Genomic DNA, 22884 nt, shown 5'->3' on the forward strand with positions numbered 1-22884 from the left:
GACCTGGTGTGTCCCTGTGGCGGTAGCTCTGCGGGCGCTTCACGCGAGACAAGACGATTTTGATTCATCTTGTATTATTGGTACGTGTTGCGTATTCTTTGGAAAACCACGCCATTCACGTATCGAGGTACTCAATGCTGCCCCAGGACGCAAAGCGGAAGCCTGATTCCTATTCGTATCCAAACGGGATGCTCAACTCTGGCTACATCGCCGGCGTCCTGCGGTTCAATGATCCGGTCGAAGGTCTCTGTTTCATCCAGCAGACCCGTTCGGAAAACCACATGCTTCCCATCCACTACGACCCCAAGAAGTCGCCGATTCCTCGGGAGATCAAGGAGTGGGACCTCATCATGGCGTTCGTTCACACCGATGGCGCCATGCAGGGTGAAAACCGTATTGCACGGCTCAAGAGCATCCGTTTCGAGGCGCCGAACGTTATGCACCTGGGCGGCCGCTTCCGGGATGACTTTATGCGGAAGTGGGATGCTGTCGTACATGCCGCCGCAAAAGACTCTGGCACTCCGGCCTCGGTTGCAGCGCTGGAGCAGCAGCCCGGCGCCGGTACTGAAGACCGTCTCGACTCCTTCGACTGGAAGGCGATGGATCTCAACAAAAACGCCTCGAACCAGATTCGCATTGCAGGCTTCATCCAAGCCAAGAATCTGGAACGCAACCGGCGACACCCCGTGGACGGTACGCCAATCAACGACCGCCTGGTGGTGCTGATTCGACAGTCGAAAGACACCGATGCCTGCATCCCTGTTCGGTGGTATGGGCGTAATCTGCAGCCGCTGTCCGAAAAGCTTGCCCGCGGCATGCCCATCATCGTCAACGGTGAGTTCCGTATGGACGTCAAGGCCATCTCCCTGCCTGATGAGGAAACAGGGATCGCTGAGGTGTCCAAGATCCCATACATCCAGGCCAAAGATATGCCGGCTCCTGTGACCCCCGATTCAGGTCATATCAAGATCGTGCCGGGCTGGGCCGCTGAACTGTTCAAGAGCCACGGCACTCAAGCTTCGCAACCGAAAGAAGGCGGTGCAGAACGCAGCGCTTTGTTCGCATCGGCCTTTGGTTCTGAGTCGGCAAGCAAGCCTGCAACCCCAGGTGAGCAACAGGACGATTAAGCTGGGGCTGCCTCAACCCGTTTCGTGAAGCCATCGAGATCCAGCATTGGAGTCGGTGGCTTTTTTGTTTCTCAGCCATCAGTCACAGCCGGCAGCTGAGGAAGAAATCAAATTCTGTATTGGAAGACTAAGCCGCAATGGGCAAGACACTGATCATCACTGAAAAAGCAACCGTAGCGGTCTCTATCGCGCAAGCGGTCGGGGGCTTCAGTAAGGTGGAAACATGGCTTGAGAGCGAGAACGCAATTCTTGCCCCCGCGGCCGGCCACCTGGTTGAAATCTACTCCGAGGAAATGGCCAAGGCCGGGCGGGACATCGGCAATTTGCCAGTGATCCCTGACCATTTCGACCTGAGGGTCATCGAGCCCAAGGCCAAGTTCTACAACGTGCTTCAACGCCTTATGCGGCGCCCGGATGTCACTGCTGTAGCGAACGCGTGTGACGCCGGCCGCGAGGGTGAACTGATTTTTCGGCTCATTTACAAGATGGCTGGGTGCACAAAGCCGATGCTTCGGATGTGGATGAGATCCATGGTCGATGACGCCATCCGCCAGGCATACAAGAATATGCAGCCCGGCGCTGACTTCGACAACCTTGCAATGGCGGCTGAGATACGAGGCGAGGGCGACTACATCGTAGGCATTAACGCAAGTCGGGGGATTTCCCGCCTCTACGAGCGTGAGACAGCCAAAGCAGAGATCTTCCCGCTCGGCCGCGTGCAGACCCCTACGCTGTCCCTGGTTTGTGCTCTGGAGCTGGCCATTCTAACCTTCCGACCGGTTCCCTATTGGGAGGTGCACGGCAGTTTTGGGGTGGCCGCTGGTAAATACACCGGCAAGTGGGTGGCACCACAGCCCTCCGAGGCGAAGGGCGGATCCCAGCACCGGATCATGGATCGAGCAAAAGCGGATGCTCTGATCAGCAAGTGCTCTGGAGTAGCACCGAGCAGTGTGGTGGATGAAGTCAAGCCTGCCCAGACAGGCCCTGGCAAGCTATACGACCTCACCTCACTTCAGCGCGAGGCGAACCGCAAGCTTGGATTTTCTGCAGCTTACACGCTGGAGATTGCGCAGAAGCTTTACCTGGAGCTCAGCCTCACCACTTACCCACGAACAGACTCGGCTTACCTCCCTGATGACGCAATCAACGACACGAAGAAGGTCATGGGGATGTTTGGAGGAACCCCCTATGCAGAGCACGCGCAACGCGTGCTAGATGAAGGCTGGGTGCGACCCAACAAGAAGATTTTCGACTCGACGAAGGTGTCGGACCACTTCGCAATCATTCCTACCGGAAAGCGAGCAGGGGACCTAGAGCCGGACGTTCAGAAAATCTATGACATGATCGTCAAGCGCTTCATTGCCGTTTTCCATCCAGCGGCTGAGTATTCGGTGACTGTCCGGCTTACGACGGTGGCTGACGAACTCTTCAGGTCGACTGGTCGTGTGCTTGTCTCCCCAGGCTGGATGGTGGTTTACGGAGCCGGGATCGTCGAGGACGCAACCGATCGAGATGGTGACTCCGACGACAAGAAAGAGCTCGCACGGTACGTCAAGGGAGAGTCAGTCACTCCGCAGGGCATCGAGCTGAAGATGCTCAAAACCAAGCCTCCAGAACGGTACACCGAGGACACGTTGCTGGGCGCGATGGAGACGGCAGGGCGCCTGGTAGAGGATGAAGACCTTCGTGAGGCGATGAAAGAGCGGGGACTGGGTACACCGGTCACGCGCTCTGCAATGATCGAATCGCTCCAATCCACCAAGGACGGTGCCGGCCGAAAGAAAGAGCCCTATCTCATCCAGCAGAAGAAGTACTTTGCTCCCAGCGCAAAGGGGATGACTGTCTACCGTTTCCTGGTCGACAACGGCATCGATGCCCTTACGTCGCCAGTTCTCACCGGGGAATGGGAGCACAAGCTCCGTCAGATGGAAAAGGGGGCGTACAAGCGGGACGCTTTTAAGTCCGAGCTTGCAGAGTTGACGACGGCAATCCTCGACACCATCAAGAACAAATACGCAGGTGTCCAGGTCAAGAAGCTTGGCGCTCTTTGCCCCACCTGTGGTGGCGCAGTTGAGATCCAGGCCCGAACGTTCATGTGCGAGCGGCAGTGCGGATTTTCCATATGGCGGGAGATTGCCAGTCGCATGCTAAAAGTATCGGAAGCAGAAACTTTGCTCCGGGACAAGGTAGTGCTTGGGCTCAAGGGCTTTGTCAATCCGAAGAAATCCACCAAGTTCGAGGCAGGGCTGAAGCTGCTCGACACCGGCAAGGTCGAGTTTTACTTCGACCCGACGGCGAACACTCGGGACTCCAAAGGGAATGTCGTTTCCTGCCCGAAATGCCAAGGCGGCATGCGCAAAATCAAAGCCCCCAAAGGGCACTTCTGGGCCTGCGTTGATCGAGAGCAGTGCAATCACACCATGAACGATCGCGACGGCGATCCAGTGGAGCGGCCGAAGTCATTTCCATGTGACCTCTGCGGTAAACCCATGTACCTGCGGAATGCTGAAAAGTCTCCTTTCTGGGGTTGCAGTGGCTTTGTGAAGGGGGGCGGTGGGTGCTCTAACACCGTGAAAGACAATAACGGGACTCCGGTACCGAAGGAACAACCAGCAAGTTCTGACGGGGCGCCGTCTCCAACGATCCAGACAGACAGCGGAGCTTTCCTGTGAACGCCAACAACAAGGTCATACGCGCAACGGCCATCGTGTTCGGTTTCTGGTGGCTTTTGCTCACTGCCCGGGCCTTCGGCGGTTCTCCTATAGAGTTTTTAGATAGCTGGCCTCTGGTGGGCTACAACGTCTCACACTGGATTCTGGGTGTTGTTTCCGGCCTGTTCATCGGTGTCTGGTTTATCTGGTTCACCAGGTTGTCTGCACTGAACAAGCTGTACGCCGGCAAGAAAGGAAACACCCTCAACGGCGCCCGCTCGACGCTCGGCAAAGTTCCTATGCCCACCTTGGCTTTACCTCGCGTCGAGGCTGCGTCAAAGCGCCTACCCATTGCAAGCAAAAAAGTGCTCGCCTGGGTTGCCGCCAATGAGAAGAAGTGGCCAGCCCATGTAGCGTTCTTCTGGGCCATCTGGGATACCTATTCTGCACATGCTCACTTCCCCGCATCGCATCGCAAAGGGGGGCACGGAAATCGCCGGCTTTGGGAGCATTGTCTGGCCGTGGCAGACACCGCGCTGGAGGACGCTGGCACTTACGTATTCGACGGGGTTTACGTAAAGGCCCGTGGAAAGCCCAAGTTCAAAATCATCGACCTGAAGAACAAGGAATATCGATTTGACGCTACTGATCCACTGATCCCGATTCTGGGCCTGGCGCACGATATCGGGAAGCTCGAAGCCTACGTCCTCCTACCCGACGGTAGCGTGAAAACCCAGGAGGAGGGCGGAGCGCTCACCCCTCAGGATGACAACCGCATCTCCCACGACGCCCTGGGTGCGAGAATTCTTGCTCGCTTCCCAGAATACTGGGCCCTCCCTGCACGCGATCGACAAGCCGTGAACCTGGTCATTGCACATTACCACCACCCAAGTGATTTCCCGGTTGACCGCAATGGCCTTAGCCTGGATGACCGCATGACAGCCCTCATGGAGTTCTTGATCCTGGTAGACAAGAAGACCGGCACGGCCGAGTCGAGTATCACAGAGACACTGAGTGATCACGAGATTTCTGAGGACGAGTCCAACGCCATTTATCACTGCTTCGTCGAGATCATCACGGAGTACGGCAGGGTAAACGGCACCGGTGACCAGGCCAAGGACTCCACGCTCAAAATTGCTCAGAAGCATGACGGACTGATCGTCATCAGGGAAAAGGACCTACGGTCTCTGATCTTGGCCAAAATGGGCTGGTCGTTGGAGGAGGGTGAGGGCCGTTACCGCATGACCCTCAACCTGATGACAACCCTCCAGGAAAAAGGGCTACTGTACTCGCGGCACAATCATGCCGACATGAGCCGGTTCTTGCCGATGTACTCGGTGTCATTGCGCAACGCACAAACAGGTGCACATCTGACTACCTGGGAGCCTTGCATCATTGTACTGCCAGTTGCCACGACCCCCGAGCTTGCCGGCCTCAGTGGTTTGCCCAACATGGGTACCAAGCTGGACATCGAGCGCCCATTGTTCACACACAACCTGGGTATCACTGAAGCTGATGCGCTTCGGGCGATTGTTGCTCGCGGGTTCAGCGCTGAGATTGCAGCGAAGGTGAACATCGCCGGCAAGCAGGAAGAGAAGCCGAAGCCACAACCAGCACCAGCACCAGCACCAGCACCAGCACCAGCACCAGCACCAGCACCAGCACCAGCACCACAAGCTCAGCCTGATGTGGAGCAGGGTCAACCTGCAACTGCTGTCACCAGTGGAGCGAAACCAGGTGCTATGACGACCAATGTAAACGCACATCAAAGCTCCTCGCCAGCCCGCACCGCGGCTAACGAGGCCAGCGACGAGCACGACGCTCAAACTGGTATGTCAGCTGATGCGCAAGCGGCACTAGATGATGACGACCCGATCGTGAGCGGCGGTGATGATGACGACCTACTAGACGACGATCTACAGAGCTTGTCGCTCAGCTCGTTTGGGCCGGGGCCAGAGGCAGAACCAGAGGATGACTTCCTAAATCTGGAATCTGGGCAGCCTGGTAACGATGACGTCGATGATGTTGATGATGTGTTCGGCGCGTTCGCGATCAGTGAGCCTCCGCCGGTGAATACAACCGAGCAAAGTGGGCTTTCAGCGCCAGAACAAGAGGGTACTTACCCTGCCACTGTACCGAATAATGACGCCCCAGTCGTTTCCGTTTCTGTAGCGGTAGCTATCCCTGATCCAGACGCTGTACCAACGCGGAGGGTAAGCCCCGCTGCCGAGGCTGCGGCGCTCAAGGCACTTGCAGAGGCGGGCGCCAACTTCACTGCATTCGTTGCACCTAGGAAGAAAAAATCCAGCTCAGCTGAGCAGCTGCAAGGTATCCGCGCAGCAGTGAAAGCGGCAGAAATTCCGATCTGTGGGACAAGGGATGGATTTGATTACGTGCTGGAGGCCGACCTGATGATCTACGACCCTAAACTGAAATTGAGCACGCTAATTCGAACCGAGAAGTTGCCCACTGTAGAGGCTGCACCTGGAGTGGTGATGGTGGGCATTCCGGTTGCACCGATGCAACTGGACCTATGAGCTGCTGACCCTGACCATGACTCCCTGGCTGTCACGTAGAAAGCCAGGGAGGCATGATCAATTGTGCATGTCAGCGAGCTGCTTTTCGGTCACTCGGCTCAGCAGCCTGAAATAATCTGCTCGCGAATCTTGGTCAAACACCTTGGTTTGGACTGAAAGCATCACCGCAAGAGCGTCCTCCTTCGTTTTGCCAGCAGTGAACGGCAGTGGTGCTGGCGCAAAGTGAACGCTCCCGTTGCTAACCGCTACGGCTGCATCCAGCACGCTCTTCACCTCCATGTAGCGCGGGTACCGTTTTGCGGTCAGGAACAATCCATCGTAAATATCATAATTGCCTTGAAGGGTCTGAACCAAGGCCGCCATCAATGGCCAGTTCGTGTCTGGACCATCATCATCTGACCCACCGACGGTAGTACTTGCGAAAAAGATGACTGTTTGGAAGTTGTTTTGGGCGAACACATCCAGAAGTGCTTTCAGGTTGGTGTCGGTGTCCGATGAAGTCTTGCGGTTAATTTCCATGTAATTTCCTCATTTATGTTGGTGCACCAAATGATGCATCACAAAGATACCACCATCCATCAGAAACATTCAATAAGCACTTGACAAATTGACAAAATGTCAATAAGGCAAACTATTCGTCTGCTGCTAGCGATCCCGCCTTGGCATCCCTCAAGCCTTCCAGCAGGGCAGTCTGCAGGGTGGTGTTCAACTCTCTTAGCTCCTTGTTCTGGGCTTCTAGGGCGCGCAGACCCTGCTGGGTAGCCTCTAACCGACCACGCATCTCAGCCGCTTCGTCAGTGGCTTTCGATCGCTGAATCCTTAACTGGTCAATCAGCGTCAACGATTGCTGCAGCTCCTTGCTGACCCTCTCTGTTTTGGCTCTCTCATCGTCCCGAACCCTTGCGGTCTCCATCATCAAGTGGTTCTCGGTCTTCTCAAGGTGCTGCTCTGCGGCAACCCGGGCGGTCTCGGCCTTAGCTTGGGCAGTCTCTGTCGCCGTGTTGGCTGCCTTGAGCTGCTCCTGAAGGCGCTCAAGCTCTCCACGATGCATCTCCTGGGCGCGCTCGATTGCACCGTGGTGCACTTCCTGAAGGCGCTTGATTTCCTCGTTATGCGACTGGCTTGAGGAAACGAGCTTTGCATTGAGCTCTGCGAGCTCTGCTTGGAGCTGTCGAACATCAGCGCTCACCTGATCCAATTGGTCAGTCAGCCGCTCCTTGTCCGCCATGAGTCCGGCCAGCTCTCGGCGCTGGGCCTCAAGGCTCGCTGAAGCAGTCCGTTCATTTTCCTGCGCCACCCTTGCCGCAACTACGGCAGCTGCGGCCTCCGCCTCAAGGGCTTTACGCTCAACCGCATGGGAGTCAGTTGCCGCTCTCAGAGCCACATCCCAGATCTCATCGAGCTTCTCGCACACCGCGTCAGGAACACCAGGTCTTCGCAGCCTGGCACTCAGGACAGGGCCTATCTCGCTCCAGAATTTCTTGATCTCCTCGTACACCAGGTTGGGCGAGGCCTTTATGTCGTGGTTGGCGTAAATGCACTCACGAATATCCGCCTGGCGCACTTCGCGCCCCGCATCAAGTAGCTCCCTCGCGTAGAGATGCACAAGATCCCGCGTACTTAGCCTTTTGTCAGATGAAATTCCGGTGCTGGTCATTAGCCGTAACCTGATAGGTAGATAGGTAAAAGTCAGAAGGCTGTGCGTCGACAAGCTCGGCGAGAGGCTGGCTTGCAACAAGGTCGCGCCCATCAGACGGGGCGGTGCGGCCCTGGACGGAGCTTACACCCACGCCCCGAAAACTACAAAAATGTATTGTGTATCATACGATACATATCCATGAAGCCATAAATTCGTGAATATCTCCGATTATCACGAATTTTTCAGATGGCAAAAAAACGCCCCTCTAAAAGCCCATCGCTATCAGTAGCTGGCTTTACAGAGAGGCGTTTTTGATTTCTCGCTAAACCCTTATGGACAATGGGTTCTGGAAATTTTGCTTGCGCTGGAGATCAAGTGTCTACGTCAGCTAAAAATGCGAAACCACAGTCATATATGCGAAAAATGCACAACCACAGTTAAACATGCGAAAGCAAAGCGGCACGGCATCCGCGGAGCACCATCGTCGAATCGATCCATGCTCATCCTCCAAAGCTTAGCACGGAGCGACCGCTGCCCGGCCAAGGTCCGACCAGTTGCAGAAAACCTTCAGAAGCCCTCTATGTCGAGCAGACGGACGCCGGCGGCAATCCACACGATCCGAGGCATGACAGCCAACGACCGGAAGTAATTCGTGGACTTGGAGGAAAAACGCCATGGTCTGGGAATTAGTTCCGCAAGCATCCTAAGAATTACTTCCGAGGACATAGCAAAAGCACAGCTTCACCTTGCTCATGAGCCGCAGCGCCTTCCAGGGTTTGTTTGAACCGCCCTCGAATGCCGCTCCTACGTCGATTCTGATCAACTCGCAGGGGCTAAGGTCGTCAGATTTCACACAGGAGCGCGTGAGGATCCGGTTATTTGGGCTCATTTCAGGGCTTACCGGACATAGTCGACCTAGCTCATCCAGCCACTTGATTTCACCATGAAAGGCCCTAAAATCAGGGCTTTCACCACAAAAGACTTGCGCTGTGGATCAAGCCAAAAATGCAAAGATTTCTCGTGGGCTGCTGCTCTTGCGCCCGGGGAAACTGTCCCGAGATGACTTCAAGCAACTGATCGTTCAGAAGGGATGGCGCATGGCAGATGTGGCTTGCCGATGGTCAATTCGCCCTGAGCACATGAGCCGCATCGCAGCAGACGACGACCGGGACTGTAAATGGGACGATCTGGCGCGAGCTCTACCTACACTGAGCCCTAACGAACAGGCCGCCGTTAAGGCAGCTCGACTAGTGCTGGCGCCACCAACAAAACGGCCGCGCAAGACAACTGCAGTCCATGAAGCATCGACTGAAATGCCTCAAGCGATAGCGCCCCCTGCTGCGACACCCAAGCCTTTCAATTGGGATCATGATGATGATGACGATGATGACGACGATTTCGCCGGTGCCTATACCGACGGCTATCGTTGGAGACGGTACCTAACCCGCGGCGCCGAGCTTGTCGTCGACAGGGAGATCGACAACTTTGCAGCGTATGGGGCCATCCTGGTGGTGATCGCCACACGGGAAGGCGTCGATTCGGCTGGAGGTGCACAGGAAGAGTACCAGTGCGAAGCACCATCAGGGGCGCAGCGCTGGTTCGAGCCCGATGAGATTGACGACTGCCTTGTCTACAACGGCAAAACGCGAGACATACGATGAGCACGAACTCTCCAGCCGTACACGGAATTCCTTACCTCCAGGCCAAGTCAGAAGTTGCTCTGCTCGATCGCGAGTCAGCTGACGACTTTGATCAGGTCGATGTAATCCAAGCGGATAGCGACATCGAAGCAGCCTGGATGTGGCTCCATGCCAAAGGAAAAAATCCGAAGACCAGGCGCGTTATGCAAAAGGAAGTGGAGAGGTTCATTCTCTGGGCAATGCACACCCTGGGTAAGCAGCTCTCACAGATCACGGTGATGGACATCAACCAGTACATCGACTTTATGGATAACCCCCAGCCGACTGAGGTTTGGGTATCACCTACAAAGCACAAGCGCTCGAACCCAGACTGGAGACCATTTGCAGGACCTCTTAGTAAAGCATCCCAGCAGTATGCCTTGATCCAGATTGGCAGCATGTACAAATGGATGATCAAGGGTGGACGCCTGAAAGCGAACCCCGTATCGCTCGTGGCAAAGCCACAGGTCGAAGTGGACTTAACAATCAAGCGACTGCTGCCCGAGGCTGCCATCGCCTTGGCATTCGAGGCTATTGCAGCGACCAAAAGCCCACGCAAACGGGCCCGTGACCATTTCATGCTGAGCCTGTTTTACATGACCGGTGTGCGGACGTTCGAAGCGACTGGGGCAACCATGGGCAAGATCAGGCGCTCTGCTAGCGGGGTTCTGTGGTTGGAGGTCCTGGGCAAGCGGAACAAAATTCGAGATGTACCGATATCCGATGACCTCTATGAGGACCTACTGCAGTATCGCGAAGCGTTCGGTTTGCCACGTGAGGTTCCAGTTAAGGACACAACCCCCCTCCTCCTAGCCTCGAACTCAAAGCTCAAACGCGCCCATAACGACACCATCCTGAAATCGATCAAAGACATCATGCATCGCGCTGCAGCCCTCGCTGTTGAGCGCAGCCTATTTGATTTAGCCGACCGGCTTGAAGAGGCCTCAACACACTGGCTCCGCCACTCGTGCTTTAGCCACCTGGCTAAAGCTACCGGCGACCTGGTGATGATCAAGGCGCTGGCTGGTCACAGCAAAATCGAAACAACCAGCCGATATCTGCACACTGAAGACGACGCTTTGCATGCAGGGGTCGTCCAAACACTAAGCACACCGCGACTACACCGGTAGTGTTGCCGCAGGCCAAAGGCCGCCGGCATCGAGGTCGAGCGGCTGGCCGCTGCCGCAGAATGAGGTCGCGCCAAGCGCTGCACAGGTCTGCTGAGCCCTGAGCTCCGACACACCTATGAGCTCCGTGACCTACTTCACCTCGCTCGATGCCTGGCCAACCGCGGGGCTCGCTCTAGGCCCCCTGCCTAGTTGTCCTTTGTTTTGTGCCTCTCCCTTACCTAATCCTGAACGCCCTACCCTCGACATTTCATGCCGCAAAACGGTCTAACTATCAATTCAGTCATGCGGTTGACAGCTGGTTCTTCGAGATCTGACCTAATGACAAACTTCGGTTTATGGCCTATCTCTATCTGGTAGAAACGCATTTATGCTTGTCTGACCGTATGGATTCGTATGAGAATGCGGTCATCCTACCTACTTGGCACTGGTAAATCACATGACTGCAGCTGCTACTCCCCTCGATCAGTACACTTTCACTGATTTCACTCAGTTAACCTTCACCCCACAATTTGTGGCTGAACGCTTGATGATAAGCACTCAGACCCTCAAGGCCATAGAGAAGGAAAACGACCTCAACATCGCTCGTGTAGCTCGTGGATCCGTTGAGGTTCGTAGCTACACGCTCGCTGACATGTTTTTGATCGCCTCGATTCGTCGCGGGAATGGAAACACTAAAGGCTTTTCCCGCCCCATCACCTGCTCTACGTACGTACAGAAGGGTGGCACCGCAAAAACCACCACGACCTGCAATATCGGCATCGAGTTCGCTTTGGCGGGATTCAAAACCCTGATCATCGACAACGATCCTCAAGCCGATGTGTCCAGCATGCTGGGCTATGATCCTGACCAAACAACCGAAGAGCTTGTAGAGCTTGGCCTCCCTGCTGATAGAGCTGTTGAGGGCCATCTCGGCAACTTGATCCGCCTCGGTAACTTCACTGAGATGACGCTAGACCAGGTAATCAAGAAACCTTTCGGCGAGCATGGCCCTCACCTCATCCCAGCGTTTGATTCTCTGGACGACATGGACGTTGTGCTACGGAATGCCCAGGGCGCCGACTTCCGGTATTCGCTTTTCATCGAGCGAGCCCGCAAAGGCCTTCTGCCGCACTGCGACCTGTCGAGCTATGATGTGATCATCATGGATAACGCACCCTCTGGAACTATGCTTTCCCGTAACAGCCTTGCCGCTGCTGATTTCCTGCTGTGCCCTATCCGTATGGACAAATTCTCCTTCCGTGCACTTTCCCGTCTGGCGCACAAGATCAATGAAATGAGCTCCGATTTCGGCCGGGCCCCAGAGATCGTTGCAATTCCCACCATGTACATGCGCAACCGCCCACGTCTACAAGCTAACCTCGCTCGCTTGTCCAGCTTGTTCCCCGGCAAGGTCACAGAACAACAGTTGTTCCACTCCGAGGACTACTCGAAAAGCTTGGAAGACGGTGTTCCTCTCTCCCTCTGGAAGCAAGGTAGCGAAAACTCTCTGGGGGCGTTCCGAAGCGTATTTGAGGAAATGGTTGGAAGAATCAAAACGGTTTTGGAGAAGGGTAAATGAGGAGCTCTAGCCCAATTGGCAAACCAACCGTAATCCCGACAGCTGAGGGTACGAGCAGCATTCAAGGTGTTCACGTACCTAAAGTGATTCCGGAGGCCAACCTCCGGCCGATGAGTGATGTGCTGAGTGAGTTGCACCTTGATGAGGACACAAGCAGCTCAAAAGAGCCGCTTGATCGTGCACCTGTTGCTCAGGCGGATCACGTTCATGAGCCGGGCCTTGATGACATAATCTTGAGCGGGGAGCGCTTGCCAGGCGAGGCGACGTTCTTGCCTTTGACGCTCATACGCCGAGGCACGTATCAGCCACGCCGCAAGTTCGACCCTGAGAAGCTGGGTCTTCTCGCAAACACGATTGAAGATAAAGGCCTCAACAACGCGATTATCGTTCGCCCTCTAGCGGACGGTACTTTCGAGCTGATTGCCGGTGAGCGCCGGTTCCTAGCCCATGAGCTGCTCCGCAAAGACCACATCTACGCGCTCATCCGTAATCTGTCGGATGCTGAAGCGGCTATCTTGTCGGTTACGGACAACGACGCCCGGGAAGACCTTACTGATTTCGAGCGAGGTGCGAGTTACAAGAAGCTTCTCGATGACAAGGTTGTGCAATCCCAGGCGGAGCTTTCCCGCCGTGTCGGCCGTAGCATGGCCACGATCAGCCGCTGCCTTGCTTATTTCAAGCTGCCTGTGGGTGTCATTTCACTGCTGGAAGAAGATCCTGACCTGATTGGTAATAGGGTTGTCTCGGAGATGGTTGCTCTAGCTGACAAGGGACATACTGAAACCGTACTGGCAGCCGCCAACCGAATTAAAGAAGGTGCGTCCCAGGACAGCGCAATCAACTGGGCCAAGGGCGAGGTCCGGCGCAAGACTTCTCCTCAAGCACCAATCCCTCCACGGCAGATCGACTATAAAGAGCGCACCCAATTGGACGCTCGTATTGATGGGCGCAAGTTGATCCTCACCCCTCCCAAAGGCATTGATCCAGCGGAGGTCCTCGCCTACATCGAGGAGATGCTCAAAGCTCGTAGCTAATTCGCTGCCACTCCGCCGCCGGGTCCTCCGGCGGCGTGGCGTCTACGCCCTCCCCCGGTTAATCCTCTGATATTTCTGGCTTTTCACGATTTCACTGTGAAAATCTCATCCTGCGTTTTCTCCTTTTAGCTCCTATTTTTCACAGTGAAATTCCAGGTTCCGTTGCCCAGTTTTCACTCATCATCGGGGGTGTCCCGACCAGGCGTCTGACTTAACAGTCGGCATTAGCCTGGTGATCAGATCTTGCTGCTCAAACCAACACGCACAACGCACCATTCACTGCATACTGCACAGTGATAACTGCACACTGCACAGTTACCACTGTGCACATCGTCCTACCTGCTTGGGCAGCAACGAAGATGCCCGCGTGGAGACCGTTTCACTGTGAAAAGGTCCATCGAGCTTGCCCCTCGCCCAGGCCGACTCCTCGCCTCCAGCCACTGCGCGCCGACTGGGGGAATTTGTAGCTCTCATACACGCTTCCCAATGAGACTGGAGCCCCGTCCTGACTGCCGGCTACAGGCTGCGCTCCAGAACTGAGCTCTAAGATCAACGAGAGCGATATCACTGGCATCTCCCACAGGCTGATGTCGGTGTCGATCAGATCCGCTCACCCTTTCACAGTGAAAAGCACCTCAACATGGGCCGGTGAACGAACCAGCTGCTCAGACTGGTCTGGGCAGTTCTACACTCGGCCTGCCTGTCTTTTCACTGTGAATGACCACGCATCAACTGCAAGCACTCAACCCCATGGCGAGGGTTTTAATCACCACCCTTTCACAGTGAAATCATGAGCTTTCCTGGACGTCATCTGCGCCTCGAACGATCCACATATAGTGGCAAGCATTGGGGATGACGAGGATAGGCCCCCCACGCTCTCAAATAGGCTTAAGCCGCCCTTTCACAGTGAAAGGGAATACCCAAACGTCGACTCAATGGGACCTGATGCAGTCCAAAAGCTGCAGCCTTTCACTGGGTACAACCAGGTTCTTGGTCGTGAGGCGAGCCGGTTAACACGGGCAGGCTGATACGCATCCCGCTGGGCTTTTCACTGTGAAAAGATCTCTCCCTGATCTTGAGCAACTGGCCAAGGGCGCAAGCACGCGACCTGCCTGATTTTTTCACTGTGAAAATCGCGCCTCATTTTCCGATCCAGGCTGTGAGCCTCAAACCATCTACCGGCCATGGGATGCAGTTGCACCTTAAGAGCTGTCTTGCCGGAGGGGGCCTTGCATTTCACAGTGAAAAGGAACAGTCCCGAGCTGCTGGGCTGATGCTACCCAGCGCCTTAGCCCTTGTTTGGGTAACGCTTGTACGGTCGCTCCGCCTCTACCTGATGCACACCGGCAGGTCGACCCTCATCATGGATAGCTTTTCACAGTGAAAAGGCATCCCCGGCTTAGAGCCACTGGCCGAGAGCAGCTCGAACGAGATATGCCAGGTTTTCACTGTAGAAACCTGGTCACCAGATTCTAAGTTCCAAGCACCACGACTCTCAGCTTTTGCTGTTAACGCATGTACCTACTTTCCAGTAGATGACTCCACTTGAGTGGCTCCAACCATTTCACCGTGAAAAGGTAGACCTGCGCTGCCCCAAGGGGGAACAGCTTGATGCTTCCCAAGCGACTCAATCATTCGGAGCATCAACGAAGCGTCGCCTGACCAGACCTGATTTACACGAGCAGGCCGATCAACATCTCGCGGGCTTTTCACAGTGAAAAGGTTTCCCAGGTACAGAGCCACATGCCAAGGCTTGAAACACGAGAAGGTTGAGACTTTTCACTGTGAAAACTAGGGCACCTCGATCGCTGTTCCAGGACGTGTGTCTCTGCCTGGTTGGTCCCTGGCATTTCACAGTGAAAAGGGATGTCTCATGCCAGGCCATAGATCCTGGTTTGATGCTGCCCAAGCGACTCAACCTTTAGCGGCAAAACCCAACGGTCAGCTCTGGTTGTGGAAAGCCGACAGGCATCATCCGGGCTGACTAGGGAGCGAGCACGGCTGACTCGATTAGCGGATATAGGCCAGTACCCATTCCCACGGTTTGTGCTAGCAGGTCCTAGGTAGGTCCTGTACCACCACAATGGAGTACCGTCCTATCCTTCGCGTGCTTTAGGTTCACGGAGCCAAACCACAACCTGCTATCATTCGATTCATATAGCGTACGTTTACGTGTTACATAGCGGATACACAACCATGTGCTGCATATCAGCAGTACAACCTATGGCGTAAACGCCCCCAAATCAGATCTGGAGAAACGCATGTCTATTGCACTGGTATTGAGTGAAGGCTCTGGAACCATCTTTGAAAACAAGAACCGCACGTCTGACGCAGCACCTGTGATGGTCGGCTACATGGAGTTCCCGCTGAACAAGGAGCGCAACCAGAAGCTCAAGCTTGAGGTAGCCGTCTGGGTCAAGCAGAAGCAGGGTACGAACGATAAGTTCTATTCGCTGTCGGTGGGTGGCATCAACGCGAGCCTCTTCAAGGAGGCCGACAAGAAGGAAAAGGGTCCCGACTACGCGGGGAGCTTCGGCTTCAACCACGAAATGCGGATCGCGGGATGGCGTAAGGAAGGCGTTGACGGTGGAGCACCATTCATCAGCCTCTCGGTTTCACCCAAAGTAAAGCCAGCTAGCCAGCAAATGCCATCAGCTGATGCTGCAACGCCAAACAGCCAAACGTCGAATGGTGCAGTGGATACAGGTGATCCAATGTTCGCATTCTGATAAACCCCACGACCCCGCCTTAGCGGGGTTTTTTTTTGCCTGTCGAATTGGCCAGGCACCACCCACGCTGGCGTAAGGGCTCTAACAACAGCATGGTAGGCAGCTACTGCAGTATGCGAAGTGACTGAGAGGCAGAGTGCTGTAGGAGGGCGGCTAACATGAGCGCCGGAGCGGTTGTCTAGCACCAGTCGGCCCCTTCGCAGCAAACTCGCTACACACATCAAGCCAGAGAGCCGCTGCAGAGCAGGTCACAGGCCATGACTGACCCGATTCCGTTGCCAGTTGATCTACCGCTGAACGCACCACAACCTCGTTACCACTACCATACGGCACCAGGGCTCCAGCACGCCCGCTCAACGGCAGATTGTTGACCTGCCATCGCTGTGCTCATTGGTTTTCACGTGAAAACCTGGCGCCGTCAAATTGTGCCATTGCTAGATGAACGCCCCTCTCAACGGCCCGTCCCCCTGGATCCGCCGGCCGATATACGAGCTAAAGCAGCGAATTGTGCCATTGCTAGAGGATCGAGAGCGCCTAGATTGCCAAATGTGCCACGCCTAGAGCCTAAAGCAGGATCCGCCCACCAAATGTGCCATCGTTAGATGATGGTCCTGGAGATAGCGTCCACTCCAGATGTGCCACGCTTAGTGCAGTAGCTCATCTGGCTTATGCCACTTTTCACAGTGAAAACTATATCAACGATGCCGTTTACGAGCTCCGTTCAACTAGTACAAAGAGACGGAGGCAATGTGCGTCGAGTCTATCAGGTAAGAGAGGGGGTCCACGGGGGGGGCTTACTACCCTTGCCCCCTCAATTGTGCCATCGTCAGGGGCAGTGGAGGCTCTGTAGGTGTCTGATAAGGCTCAAGAATCGAAATGTGCCATCGTTAGAGCATTGCTAAAGCAATTGCTGAGGATTAGCGCGTTTGGGTGCCGCGAATCTTGGGGAAGAGTGCCATCGTTAGGGCTCGCACATATGCCCAGTTATGAGCCGCAGATAAGCTGGAGGCACCGTATTTATTGGGCTCCAGCAAATTGTGCCATGCCTAGGAAGCCCAATCCCTAGGGACGGCACATTTCAGGAGATCCTCGAGCAATGGCACAGGAAGGTACTAAACGTGGCACATAGCTCTAAGGATGGCACTGGCGACATCTAGCCCCGGCACATAAGCCTAGAAAGATGGCACTGTTGGCCCTGGAGATGGCACAGAAAAATGGCTGTAGCCCTTGTGGCGTAAGGGTTTGGGGGCTTCACTAACAAAGCTTTAAAAAAGCAGTGAAAACAGAAACAAGCTGTTGTAGGTTTTTTGCTTTCGCAATTTTGAGTCAAAAGCGAAGAGCAAAAAGCACTCTCTAGGCATGGCACAATTTACCACTGACGGTGGAACCGTAATTTCGTTGACCGGACGACAATTGATCGAGTAATGTGCCACCACAGTCACTGATGGCACAATTCACAATGGACTCAGAAACCCCCACACCGAGAGCTCCGCGAGCAAAGCGTACAACCGGAGCAACAACGGAAACTAGTCCAGCGAGACGCAAGAGAGCACCAAAGCTCCAGGTCGTTCGAGATGTCGAACCATCCAAAGCCGTTGAGCTGAGGAAGGCTACCGAAGCCCTGTCAATGCGAAACGTCTCCGCCACTAGTGACTTCACCTTCCTACAGCGAAAACTCTACAACACGCTCCTGCAGTTCGCCCAGCAACGGCCACGGGAGGAGATGGTTCACGAGATCCCGATTCGAGACGTCGAAGACAACATTGGACACACCACGTCCAATAGCCGCGACTACCTCAAAAAGGTGCTCGTGAGCATGTCGCAGACGCAGGTTGAGTTTGACTACAAAGGTGAGAGCCCTGGCCGAAAAAGCGAGTGGGGTATCGCAAACCTAATTGCTGAAGCCTACATCCTTGAGGATGGGCAAACCCTGCGCTTCTCGTTCCCACCAGATCTGAAACGCCGGCTGCTCGACCCAGCGATCTTCAATTTGATCGATCTGCGGATGCAGTACCACTTTTCAAGCTTTTCAGCGCTCACGCTCCACGAGATCACGTCACGCTATTTTGGTTCACCCATGGGTGAGACCTACCGTGCGCACTGGTCTGAGTGGAGCGTTGTGTTATCTGGATCAGCCACTCCGCACGCCGAGTTTCGCGATTTCAACAAGATGCTTGGTCGTGCTATCGACCAGGTGAACAGCATCGAGCGAAGATTCCGCATCACTCCGCACGTGACCAAGGCCAACCGGAAGATGGATAAACTCTGGTTCAAATTGGAGACCTTGGTTCAACCAGGCTTAGACTTGGGACCATCCCCGGAGCTGGTTAGCCAGGACGTATCCAAGCGCCTGAAAGCACTGTCCTTGAGCAAAAAGGATATCGATGAGCTCGGGATGACTCATGATGAAGAATACCTCCTAGCTCAAGCTGACTACACAGAAGCGCAAATGCGCAAGGAAGGGGCCAACGTTGCAAGTCCCGCGGCATATTTCAAGGCTGCGGTCGCCAACAACTACGCCAAGGCGCCAACCCAACAGAAGGGAGTGGAATCTGGCAAATCCCAGAAGCCATCGGCTAACGCTACTAAGCCAGCTTCGAAACCAAAGCCAGCGCCGAAAGCAGCACCAACGAATCAAATGGCAGACCTTTTGGAGCAGTGGGGAGCTGCTCAACGCGAGACTATCCGTGGCGAGTTCCAGGGGTTGTCGGATGAAGAAAAGAACGAGCTGGCAGAGAAGTATGACGCCGAGCTGAGGAAGGATGACTTCGCTTACGGGCAGTACCGAACCAAAGGATTGACCCCTATGGTGACCAATTGCTTGGTGGCAATCCTGTTCCAGGAACGCTTCCCTGAGACTCCGACCCCGGAAACGCTCCTTCAATTCTTGCTTAGTGCCGGCAAGATCTGACGCTTTGTTACGCGGGCTTAGCCATTTGCGCGGTCCGCTGCACCAGGTTCAATAGGGTATCGGCCGAAAGGTAAGGGGCATTCTTTAGCATTTGCTCAATGAGCAAGGTCACAACCCCGAAGCAGTCGCCTGGACCTATGGGTACCGATCTCGGCGGACGGCCTTTCGTGTTCACCGAGATGAACACTTTCCCTGGCTGATTCTCGATGGTGAACCATTTTTCGTTCTGCGCACCGTGGCCTTTACCATCGAATTTCGTCTGCATCTGCATGAAGGTGGCCAGCACACCAGGCAGCTCGCGGCCAGAAAGCTGAATACTGATTTTTTCGGCCCAGTTGAACGTCCGGGACGCGGTTGCTTCGGCAGCTTCGATCCGAATCGTATGCTCTCCGCTTCTGGTTGTATCAGATTGGAAGCACAAGGCCACCTTCGCCCCGTAAACATGCCGAGTGACGAAGGTCTTCTTGTCTGCAGACTCGCTCGATAGCTCAGAGGTAGCTGGTTCTTCACTACTCTGGATTTCGGCGGCCTCTATCAACACCTCTTGTTCCTCAGGGGAGGAGAACTGCTGATGTAAGCTTCTGTAGGTGTCACAGAGATACCTGCCAATATCTGAGTCAGCACACCCGCTATCCGACCACTGCTTGAGCTGCTGAGAAAATTTCGGCCCTTCGACCTTCCCGATGTTGATCAGCACAGGCAAAGACGGTTGTGGCAGATTGGCTACGCGGATGCGCTCGACACACCCCGGGAGGATCGTGAAAAAAATCCCTTTGAGGTAGTGCAGGGCAGTGTGGTCGCCAGCTTGCGCCCTTTCGATCGCGTCACTAAGGGCATCGCCCTCTGATTGGTAAACCTCATCGAGCACATCGCTGGACGGTATTGGGATTCGTAAACTAGAGAGCTTGGCGGATGCAGACTGGGCATCAAAACGCATATAAGAAAACCCTTGGCTCAAGAAATACCGTTACTTGCCTAACGGATACTAGCAATACAGGAAATTCTTATCAATACGTGTTATATGCTCTATTGGTATGCTTGGATTGCCCTATAGTATTTCTATGTCTAAGGCTTTGTTCAGCTCATCTTCTATGTCGACTGAGCAGCCACCCAGCAAGAAATCAGATTTCTCCAGGACGCCAAGTGCCATCATGATCAGTGGGGTTCCGATATCAATATGCTTCGCCACGACCCTGATCGCTGAAAGATCACGCAGTGAGGGTTTTGGGCGCCCAGTGCGCCATGAGTTGAGCTTTTCAAAAGGGACATGAATTTTTTCGGCCGCCTCCTTTAGGTTCTCAGACCAGGTGGCTGCGATCAGTTCATCCAGGATGAAGGTTGGAGAAGAGGCGACGTCTGCCTTTGTGACGTCCTCGAAATAGGCTGCAGTCTCATGGCTCTCGCTGACTGCTTTCGCATTGAACATCGCGGACTGCTGGATAAGGCAGTAATCCGACCAGCGGAAAACGTCCGCCATCTGCAGCACTCGAAAACCAGAACAGTCAAGAAATGCAGCGATCAGGTCGATTCGTTTTCGATCCAGTTCGTCGTGGAGGGCACGCGGCTTGGCTTTTGACTCATCCCCAAAGCAACTCGCTAACGTGTCAGCGGTGAAACCACAAGCTTTGCTGGCTTCTTGGAAAGGGAGCGATAGCAGTTCAGATCTATCGATTATGGCCTGATAAAGGCGGAGCCCTGGGTTCACTACAAATCCTTCTCTCTTAACCGATCATCAGCACAGATTCAGACACACGTTGTCGGCAGGTATCCAACAAATCATGAGTGAGACCTAAGGAATTTATGATCTCGGTGTCCATCTGATCTGCGAGTGACGATCTATCCAACCCCATAACCACGCCGTAAGCATAGGTCGAGGATACTGATAGCAATTGGCCAAGGATATCGGGTAGCGGTGATCTATTGGAATACGTTTGCAGCGCTTTTTGAATTGGGGCCGGGAATTTCCAGCGTTTCAGCAGCTCTGCACCAACCTCAGCATTGTCAAATCCTAGCTGAATCTGCTCTACGGGACGTCGGCCCGCGAAGTCGAATGGATCTACGGACTCTACTACGACACAAGCTTCTTCGGGGATTACGAGGTGAATGAGTAGTGCGCCAATGCCTTGCATCAAACCAGTCGTAAATGCGACATCTCGGTCAGCTCCGATGCTCTCGGCCAGAAAGGAAGCCATGAATGCGGTATGCAAACCCATCTTCCAGTAGGTCGGCATATCAATGCCTGGGGCGTCCGGCAGCGCCTTCAATAGGCCGGTGGTAATGATGGTGGTTCGGAAATTGTGAATGCCAATGGTCGATATGGCGTCTTCAAGACGGGAAATAGTACCGCTCCTGCCGAAATAAGCAGAGTTTGCAGTGCGTAGCACCTTCGCCGCGAGAGCCTGGTCAAGGCTCACGGCTTTCACAATGTTTGCCAGCGGTACTAAAGGGTCCCTCGACATCGCTAGCAGTTCCATTACCACCGTGGAGATCGTTGGTAAGGCTGCAGGATTCTGAAAAATTTTTGCCAGGGGTTTCATAAAAATCTCAATGAGAATATGAGTCAGCTATCCAGAGGTAGAATGTCAAATTGTAACGTCTTGATGGGGCATGGTCATTAATCATTCAAGGAGTGAGGCTCAACGCAGATGGGATCAAATGGCCACAGTGAAGTAATTACTCAACTTTTTATCTCGTACAAATACGCCTACAGTATCACTGTCCCATGGTTTGGTATTTTACGTTATGTGTTCGTGATTTCACTTTATAAACGCATGTGACACATCCCTTGAAGCAAGGCCGTTAGGCGAGAAGCCTTAACAGCACACTCTTTCAGGAGACCCCACATGATTTCGCACCCTCAACACACTCAAGCGCAAACTCGATCCCTGCTGATTTCCGGGCTGTTCCCCAACGGGGAGCTGTTCTCACATGAGGTCCATGCCGACTCATCCTACGAAGCCCAGATCAAGGTGCTTGCCCAGTGTCGCTACAGCGATTTTGGGGGAGACCTAGATGTCACCGGGCTCGCGGATGCTGCGACTGGTTCGTCTGTTCAGGACGCACTTCTGTCGGCTGGCCAGGACCTCCTCAGTGAAGTTGAAGCTGTCGAGTATGTGATCCACACCGTTCAAAATTCCCTCGACAAAGGCCGTATCTTCTCTGCTGGTTCTGCCAGCGAGTTGAGCGCCTTTGTTGAGTTCTTCGACCTCATCCTATCCGAAGCCCCTCATACGTTTGACGGTTTATGTTCAGGCGCTACGGTGGCAGATGATGAGGAAATTACCCTTGATTTCGAAGATTCCAGTTCCGCCGAGTTTGCGCTCGTACCGGCCGATGCACTGCTGGTGCTGGCGACTGCGGCACTGGAGGAAGGGAGGGCTGCTGCCGCATATCAAGTACTGACGATGGCGAGCATCACCCGTGTTGCACTGAGCAAGGCCTGCATTCGGGCCTTGGTTTAAAAAGGACCTTCTGGACACTCTCCAGAAGGTCCTTTTTTTTTACCACTGTATTTTCAGTTGGTGTAACTCGCTGATGCGCGCACACAGCTGATCCTCGATGAGAATCACCTGGCCTTTCAGTAGCACTCGAATACTCGCAAAGTGTTCACCCTGCACCCATCCCGCCCGCACAGGATCAACAAGACATTTGATACGGCCAGTCAGATCGGATGCGATGAAGATCAACCCCATTTCCCCATCAATGCATGTGGTTTCGGGTGGTTCTGCAATCAAGTAAACACCCTCAAAGCTCCGGCCAGCTAGAAGTGTTGCTATGTGGTGGTGATGGCCGCTTGCCGCATAGGTTTCAGCGTTGCAAATCATAGAAATTCCGTTGAGTCAGTAGAAAATGCGCTGTACCTAAGGTATAGTAATTCTTTATACAGATT

The 22884-nt window shown here is 54.3% G+C and carries 16 protein-coding genes; 10 read left to right on the top strand and 6 right to left on the bottom strand.

From position 1 onward, the window contains the following. Positions 1 to 134: 134 nt before the first annotated feature. The 3 genes from APH34_RS21925 (at position 135) to APH34_RS21935 (ending at position 6315) form a co-directional block, all read left to right on the top strand. Positions 135 to 1127, top strand: a complete 993-nt coding sequence (locus APH34_RS21925) for a hypothetical protein (protein WP_023662224.1) — start codon at positions 135 to 137, stop codon at positions 1125 to 1127. 137 nt (positions 1128 to 1264) lie between these two features. Then, on the top strand, positions 1265 to 3799 hold the full coding sequence (locus APH34_RS21930; protein WP_024717739.1) for a DNA topoisomerase: 2535 nt from the start codon (positions 1265 to 1267) through the stop codon (positions 3797 to 3799). Continuing rightward, the gene (locus APH34_RS21935; protein WP_054902904.1) at positions 3796 to 6315 is read left to right on the top strand and encodes a hypothetical protein; all 2520 of its coding nucleotides are present in this window, start codon (positions 3796 to 3798) and stop codon (positions 6313 to 6315) included. The genes APH34_RS21930 and APH34_RS21935 overlap by 4 nt, the downstream gene beginning before the upstream one ends. Before the next feature lie 57 nt (positions 6316 to 6372). Here APH34_RS21935 and APH34_RS21940 read toward each other — a convergent pair whose 3' ends face one another. Together APH34_RS21940 and APH34_RS21945 are read right to left on the bottom strand one after the other, a co-directional pair. Continuing rightward, entirely contained in the window at positions 6373 to 6834 is a 462-nt protein-coding gene (locus tag APH34_RS21940) for a hypothetical protein (RefSeq protein ID WP_023662221.1), read from the bottom strand. A 112-nt stretch (positions 6835 to 6946) separates the two neighbouring features. Beyond that, complete coding sequence (locus APH34_RS21945; RefSeq protein ID WP_023662220.1) at positions 6947 to 7972, bottom strand: DNA-binding protein; 1026 nt, start codon at positions 7970 to 7972, stop codon at positions 6947 to 6949. A 971-nt stretch (positions 7973 to 8943) separates the two neighbouring features. Here APH34_RS21945 and APH34_RS29630 point away from each other — a divergent pair. The 6 genes from APH34_RS29630 (at position 8944) to APH34_RS21975 (ending at position 18995) form a co-directional block, all read left to right on the top strand. Further along, positions 8944 to 9615 (top strand): hypothetical protein, encoded by a 672-nt coding sequence (locus APH34_RS29630; protein ID WP_177328663.1) that lies wholly within the window; start codon positions 8944 to 8946, stop codon positions 9613 to 9615. Continuing rightward, positions 9612 to 10763, top strand: coding sequence for a tyrosine-type recombinase/integrase (locus APH34_RS21955; RefSeq protein ID WP_004574781.1), 1152 nt, complete (start codon positions 9612 to 9614; stop codon positions 10761 to 10763). Before APH34_RS29630 ends, APH34_RS21955 begins: the two co-directional genes overlap by 4 nt. Before the next feature lie 436 nt (positions 10764 to 11199). Next, positions 11200 to 12321: a ParA family protein gene (locus APH34_RS21960; RefSeq protein ID WP_004574780.1), complete on the top strand. Its 1122-nt coding sequence runs from the start codon at positions 11200 to 11202 to the stop codon at positions 12319 to 12321. A gap of 110 nt (positions 12322 to 12431) precedes the next feature. Continuing rightward, entirely contained in the window at positions 12432 to 13355 is a 924-nt protein-coding gene (locus APH34_RS21965) for a ParB/RepB/Spo0J family partition protein (protein WP_177328664.1), read from the top strand. 2261 nt (positions 13356 to 15616) lie between these two features. Continuing rightward, positions 15617 to 16084: a hypothetical protein gene (locus APH34_RS21970; RefSeq protein ID WP_054902905.1), complete on the top strand. Its 468-nt coding sequence runs from the start codon at positions 15617 to 15619 to the stop codon at positions 16082 to 16084. Positions 16085 to 17711: 1627 nt separating this feature from the next. Then, positions 17712 to 18995: a RepB family plasmid replication initiator protein gene (locus APH34_RS21975; RefSeq protein ID WP_054902906.1), complete on the top strand. Its 1284-nt coding sequence runs from the start codon at positions 17712 to 17714 to the stop codon at positions 18993 to 18995. Positions 18996 to 19002: 7 nt separating this feature from the next. Here the strand turns inward: APH34_RS21975 and APH34_RS21980 are convergent, their stop codons facing one another. The 3 genes from APH34_RS21980 to APH34_RS21990 all read right to left on the bottom strand — a co-directional run bounded on the left by APH34_RS21980 (position 19003) and on the right by APH34_RS21990 (position 21532). Beyond that, entirely contained in the window at positions 19003 to 19932 is a 930-nt protein-coding gene (locus APH34_RS21980) for a hypothetical protein (protein ID WP_054902907.1), read from the bottom strand. 111 nt (positions 19933 to 20043) lie between these two features. Beyond that, positions 20044 to 20700, bottom strand: coding sequence for a hypothetical protein (locus APH34_RS21985; RefSeq protein WP_039614026.1), 657 nt, complete (start codon positions 20698 to 20700; stop codon positions 20044 to 20046). Positions 20701 to 20716: 16 nt separating this feature from the next. Continuing rightward, on the bottom strand, positions 20717 to 21532 hold the full coding sequence (locus APH34_RS21990; RefSeq protein ID WP_023662213.1) for an HDOD domain-containing protein: 816 nt from the start codon (positions 21530 to 21532) through the stop codon (positions 20717 to 20719). Between the two features lie 306 nt (positions 21533 to 21838). Here APH34_RS21990 and APH34_RS21995 point away from each other — a divergent pair, with 306 nt between their 5' ends. Then, positions 21839 to 22456: a hypothetical protein gene (locus tag APH34_RS21995; RefSeq protein WP_023662212.1), complete on the top strand. Its 618-nt coding sequence runs from the start codon at positions 21839 to 21841 to the stop codon at positions 22454 to 22456. Between the two features lie 39 nt (positions 22457 to 22495). On the opposite strand, the gene APH34_RS22000 is transcribed toward APH34_RS21995, so the two are convergent. Further along, the gene (locus tag APH34_RS22000; protein WP_039614028.1) at positions 22496 to 22819 is read right to left on the bottom strand and encodes a hypothetical protein; all 324 of its coding nucleotides are present in this window, start codon (positions 22817 to 22819) and stop codon (positions 22496 to 22498) included. Positions 22820 to 22884 lie beyond the last annotated feature (65 nt).

The organism is Pseudomonas sp. NBRC 111131, assembly GCF_001320525.1.
In the GTDB taxonomy this organism is placed as follows: Bacteria; Pseudomonadota; Gammaproteobacteria; order Pseudomonadales; family Pseudomonadaceae; genus Aquipseudomonas; species Aquipseudomonas ceruminis.

What these genes read in the sequence shown, in the direction of transcription:
- APH34_RS21925 (WP_023662224.1), top strand. Translation starts at nt 135, where the DNA reads ATGCTGCCCCAGGACGCAAAGCGGAAGCCTGATTCCTATTCGTATCCA.
- APH34_RS21930 (WP_024717739.1), top strand. Translation starts at nt 1,265, where the DNA reads ATGGGCAAGACACTGATCATCACTGAAAAAGCAACCGTAGCGGTCTCT.
- APH34_RS21940 (WP_023662221.1), bottom strand. Translation starts at nt 6,834, where the DNA reads ATGGAAATTAACCGCAAGACTTCATCGGACACCGACACCAACCTGAAA.
- APH34_RS21945 (WP_023662220.1), bottom strand. Translation starts at nt 7,972, where the DNA reads ATGACCAGCACCGGAATTTCATCTGACAAAAGGCTAAGTACGCGGGAT.
- APH34_RS21955 (WP_004574781.1), top strand. Translation starts at nt 9,612, where the DNA reads ATGAGCACGAACTCTCCAGCCGTACACGGAATTCCTTACCTCCAGGCC.
- APH34_RS21960 (WP_004574780.1), top strand. Translation starts at nt 11,200, where the DNA reads ATGACTGCAGCTGCTACTCCCCTCGATCAGTACACTTTCACTGATTTC.
- APH34_RS21965 (WP_177328664.1), top strand. Translation starts at nt 12,432, where the DNA reads ATGAGTGATGTGCTGAGTGAGTTGCACCTTGATGAGGACACAAGCAGC.
- APH34_RS21970 (WP_054902905.1), top strand. Translation starts at nt 15,617, where the DNA reads ATGTCTATTGCACTGGTATTGAGTGAAGGCTCTGGAACCATCTTTGAA.
- APH34_RS21975 (WP_054902906.1), top strand. Translation starts at nt 17,712, where the DNA reads ATGCGAAACGTCTCCGCCACTAGTGACTTCACCTTCCTACAGCGAAAA.
- APH34_RS21980 (WP_054902907.1), bottom strand. Translation starts at nt 19,932, where the DNA reads ATGCGTTTTGATGCCCAGTCTGCATCCGCCAAGCTCTCTAGTTTACGA.
- APH34_RS21990 (WP_023662213.1), bottom strand. Translation starts at nt 21,532, where the DNA reads ATGAAACCCCTGGCAAAAATTTTTCAGAATCCTGCAGCCTTACCAACG.
- APH34_RS21995 (WP_023662212.1), top strand. Translation starts at nt 21,839, where the DNA reads ATGATTTCGCACCCTCAACACACTCAAGCGCAAACTCGATCCCTGCTG.
- APH34_RS22000 (WP_039614028.1), bottom strand. Translation starts at nt 22,819, where the DNA reads ATGATTTGCAACGCTGAAACCTATGCGGCAAGCGGCCATCACCACCAC.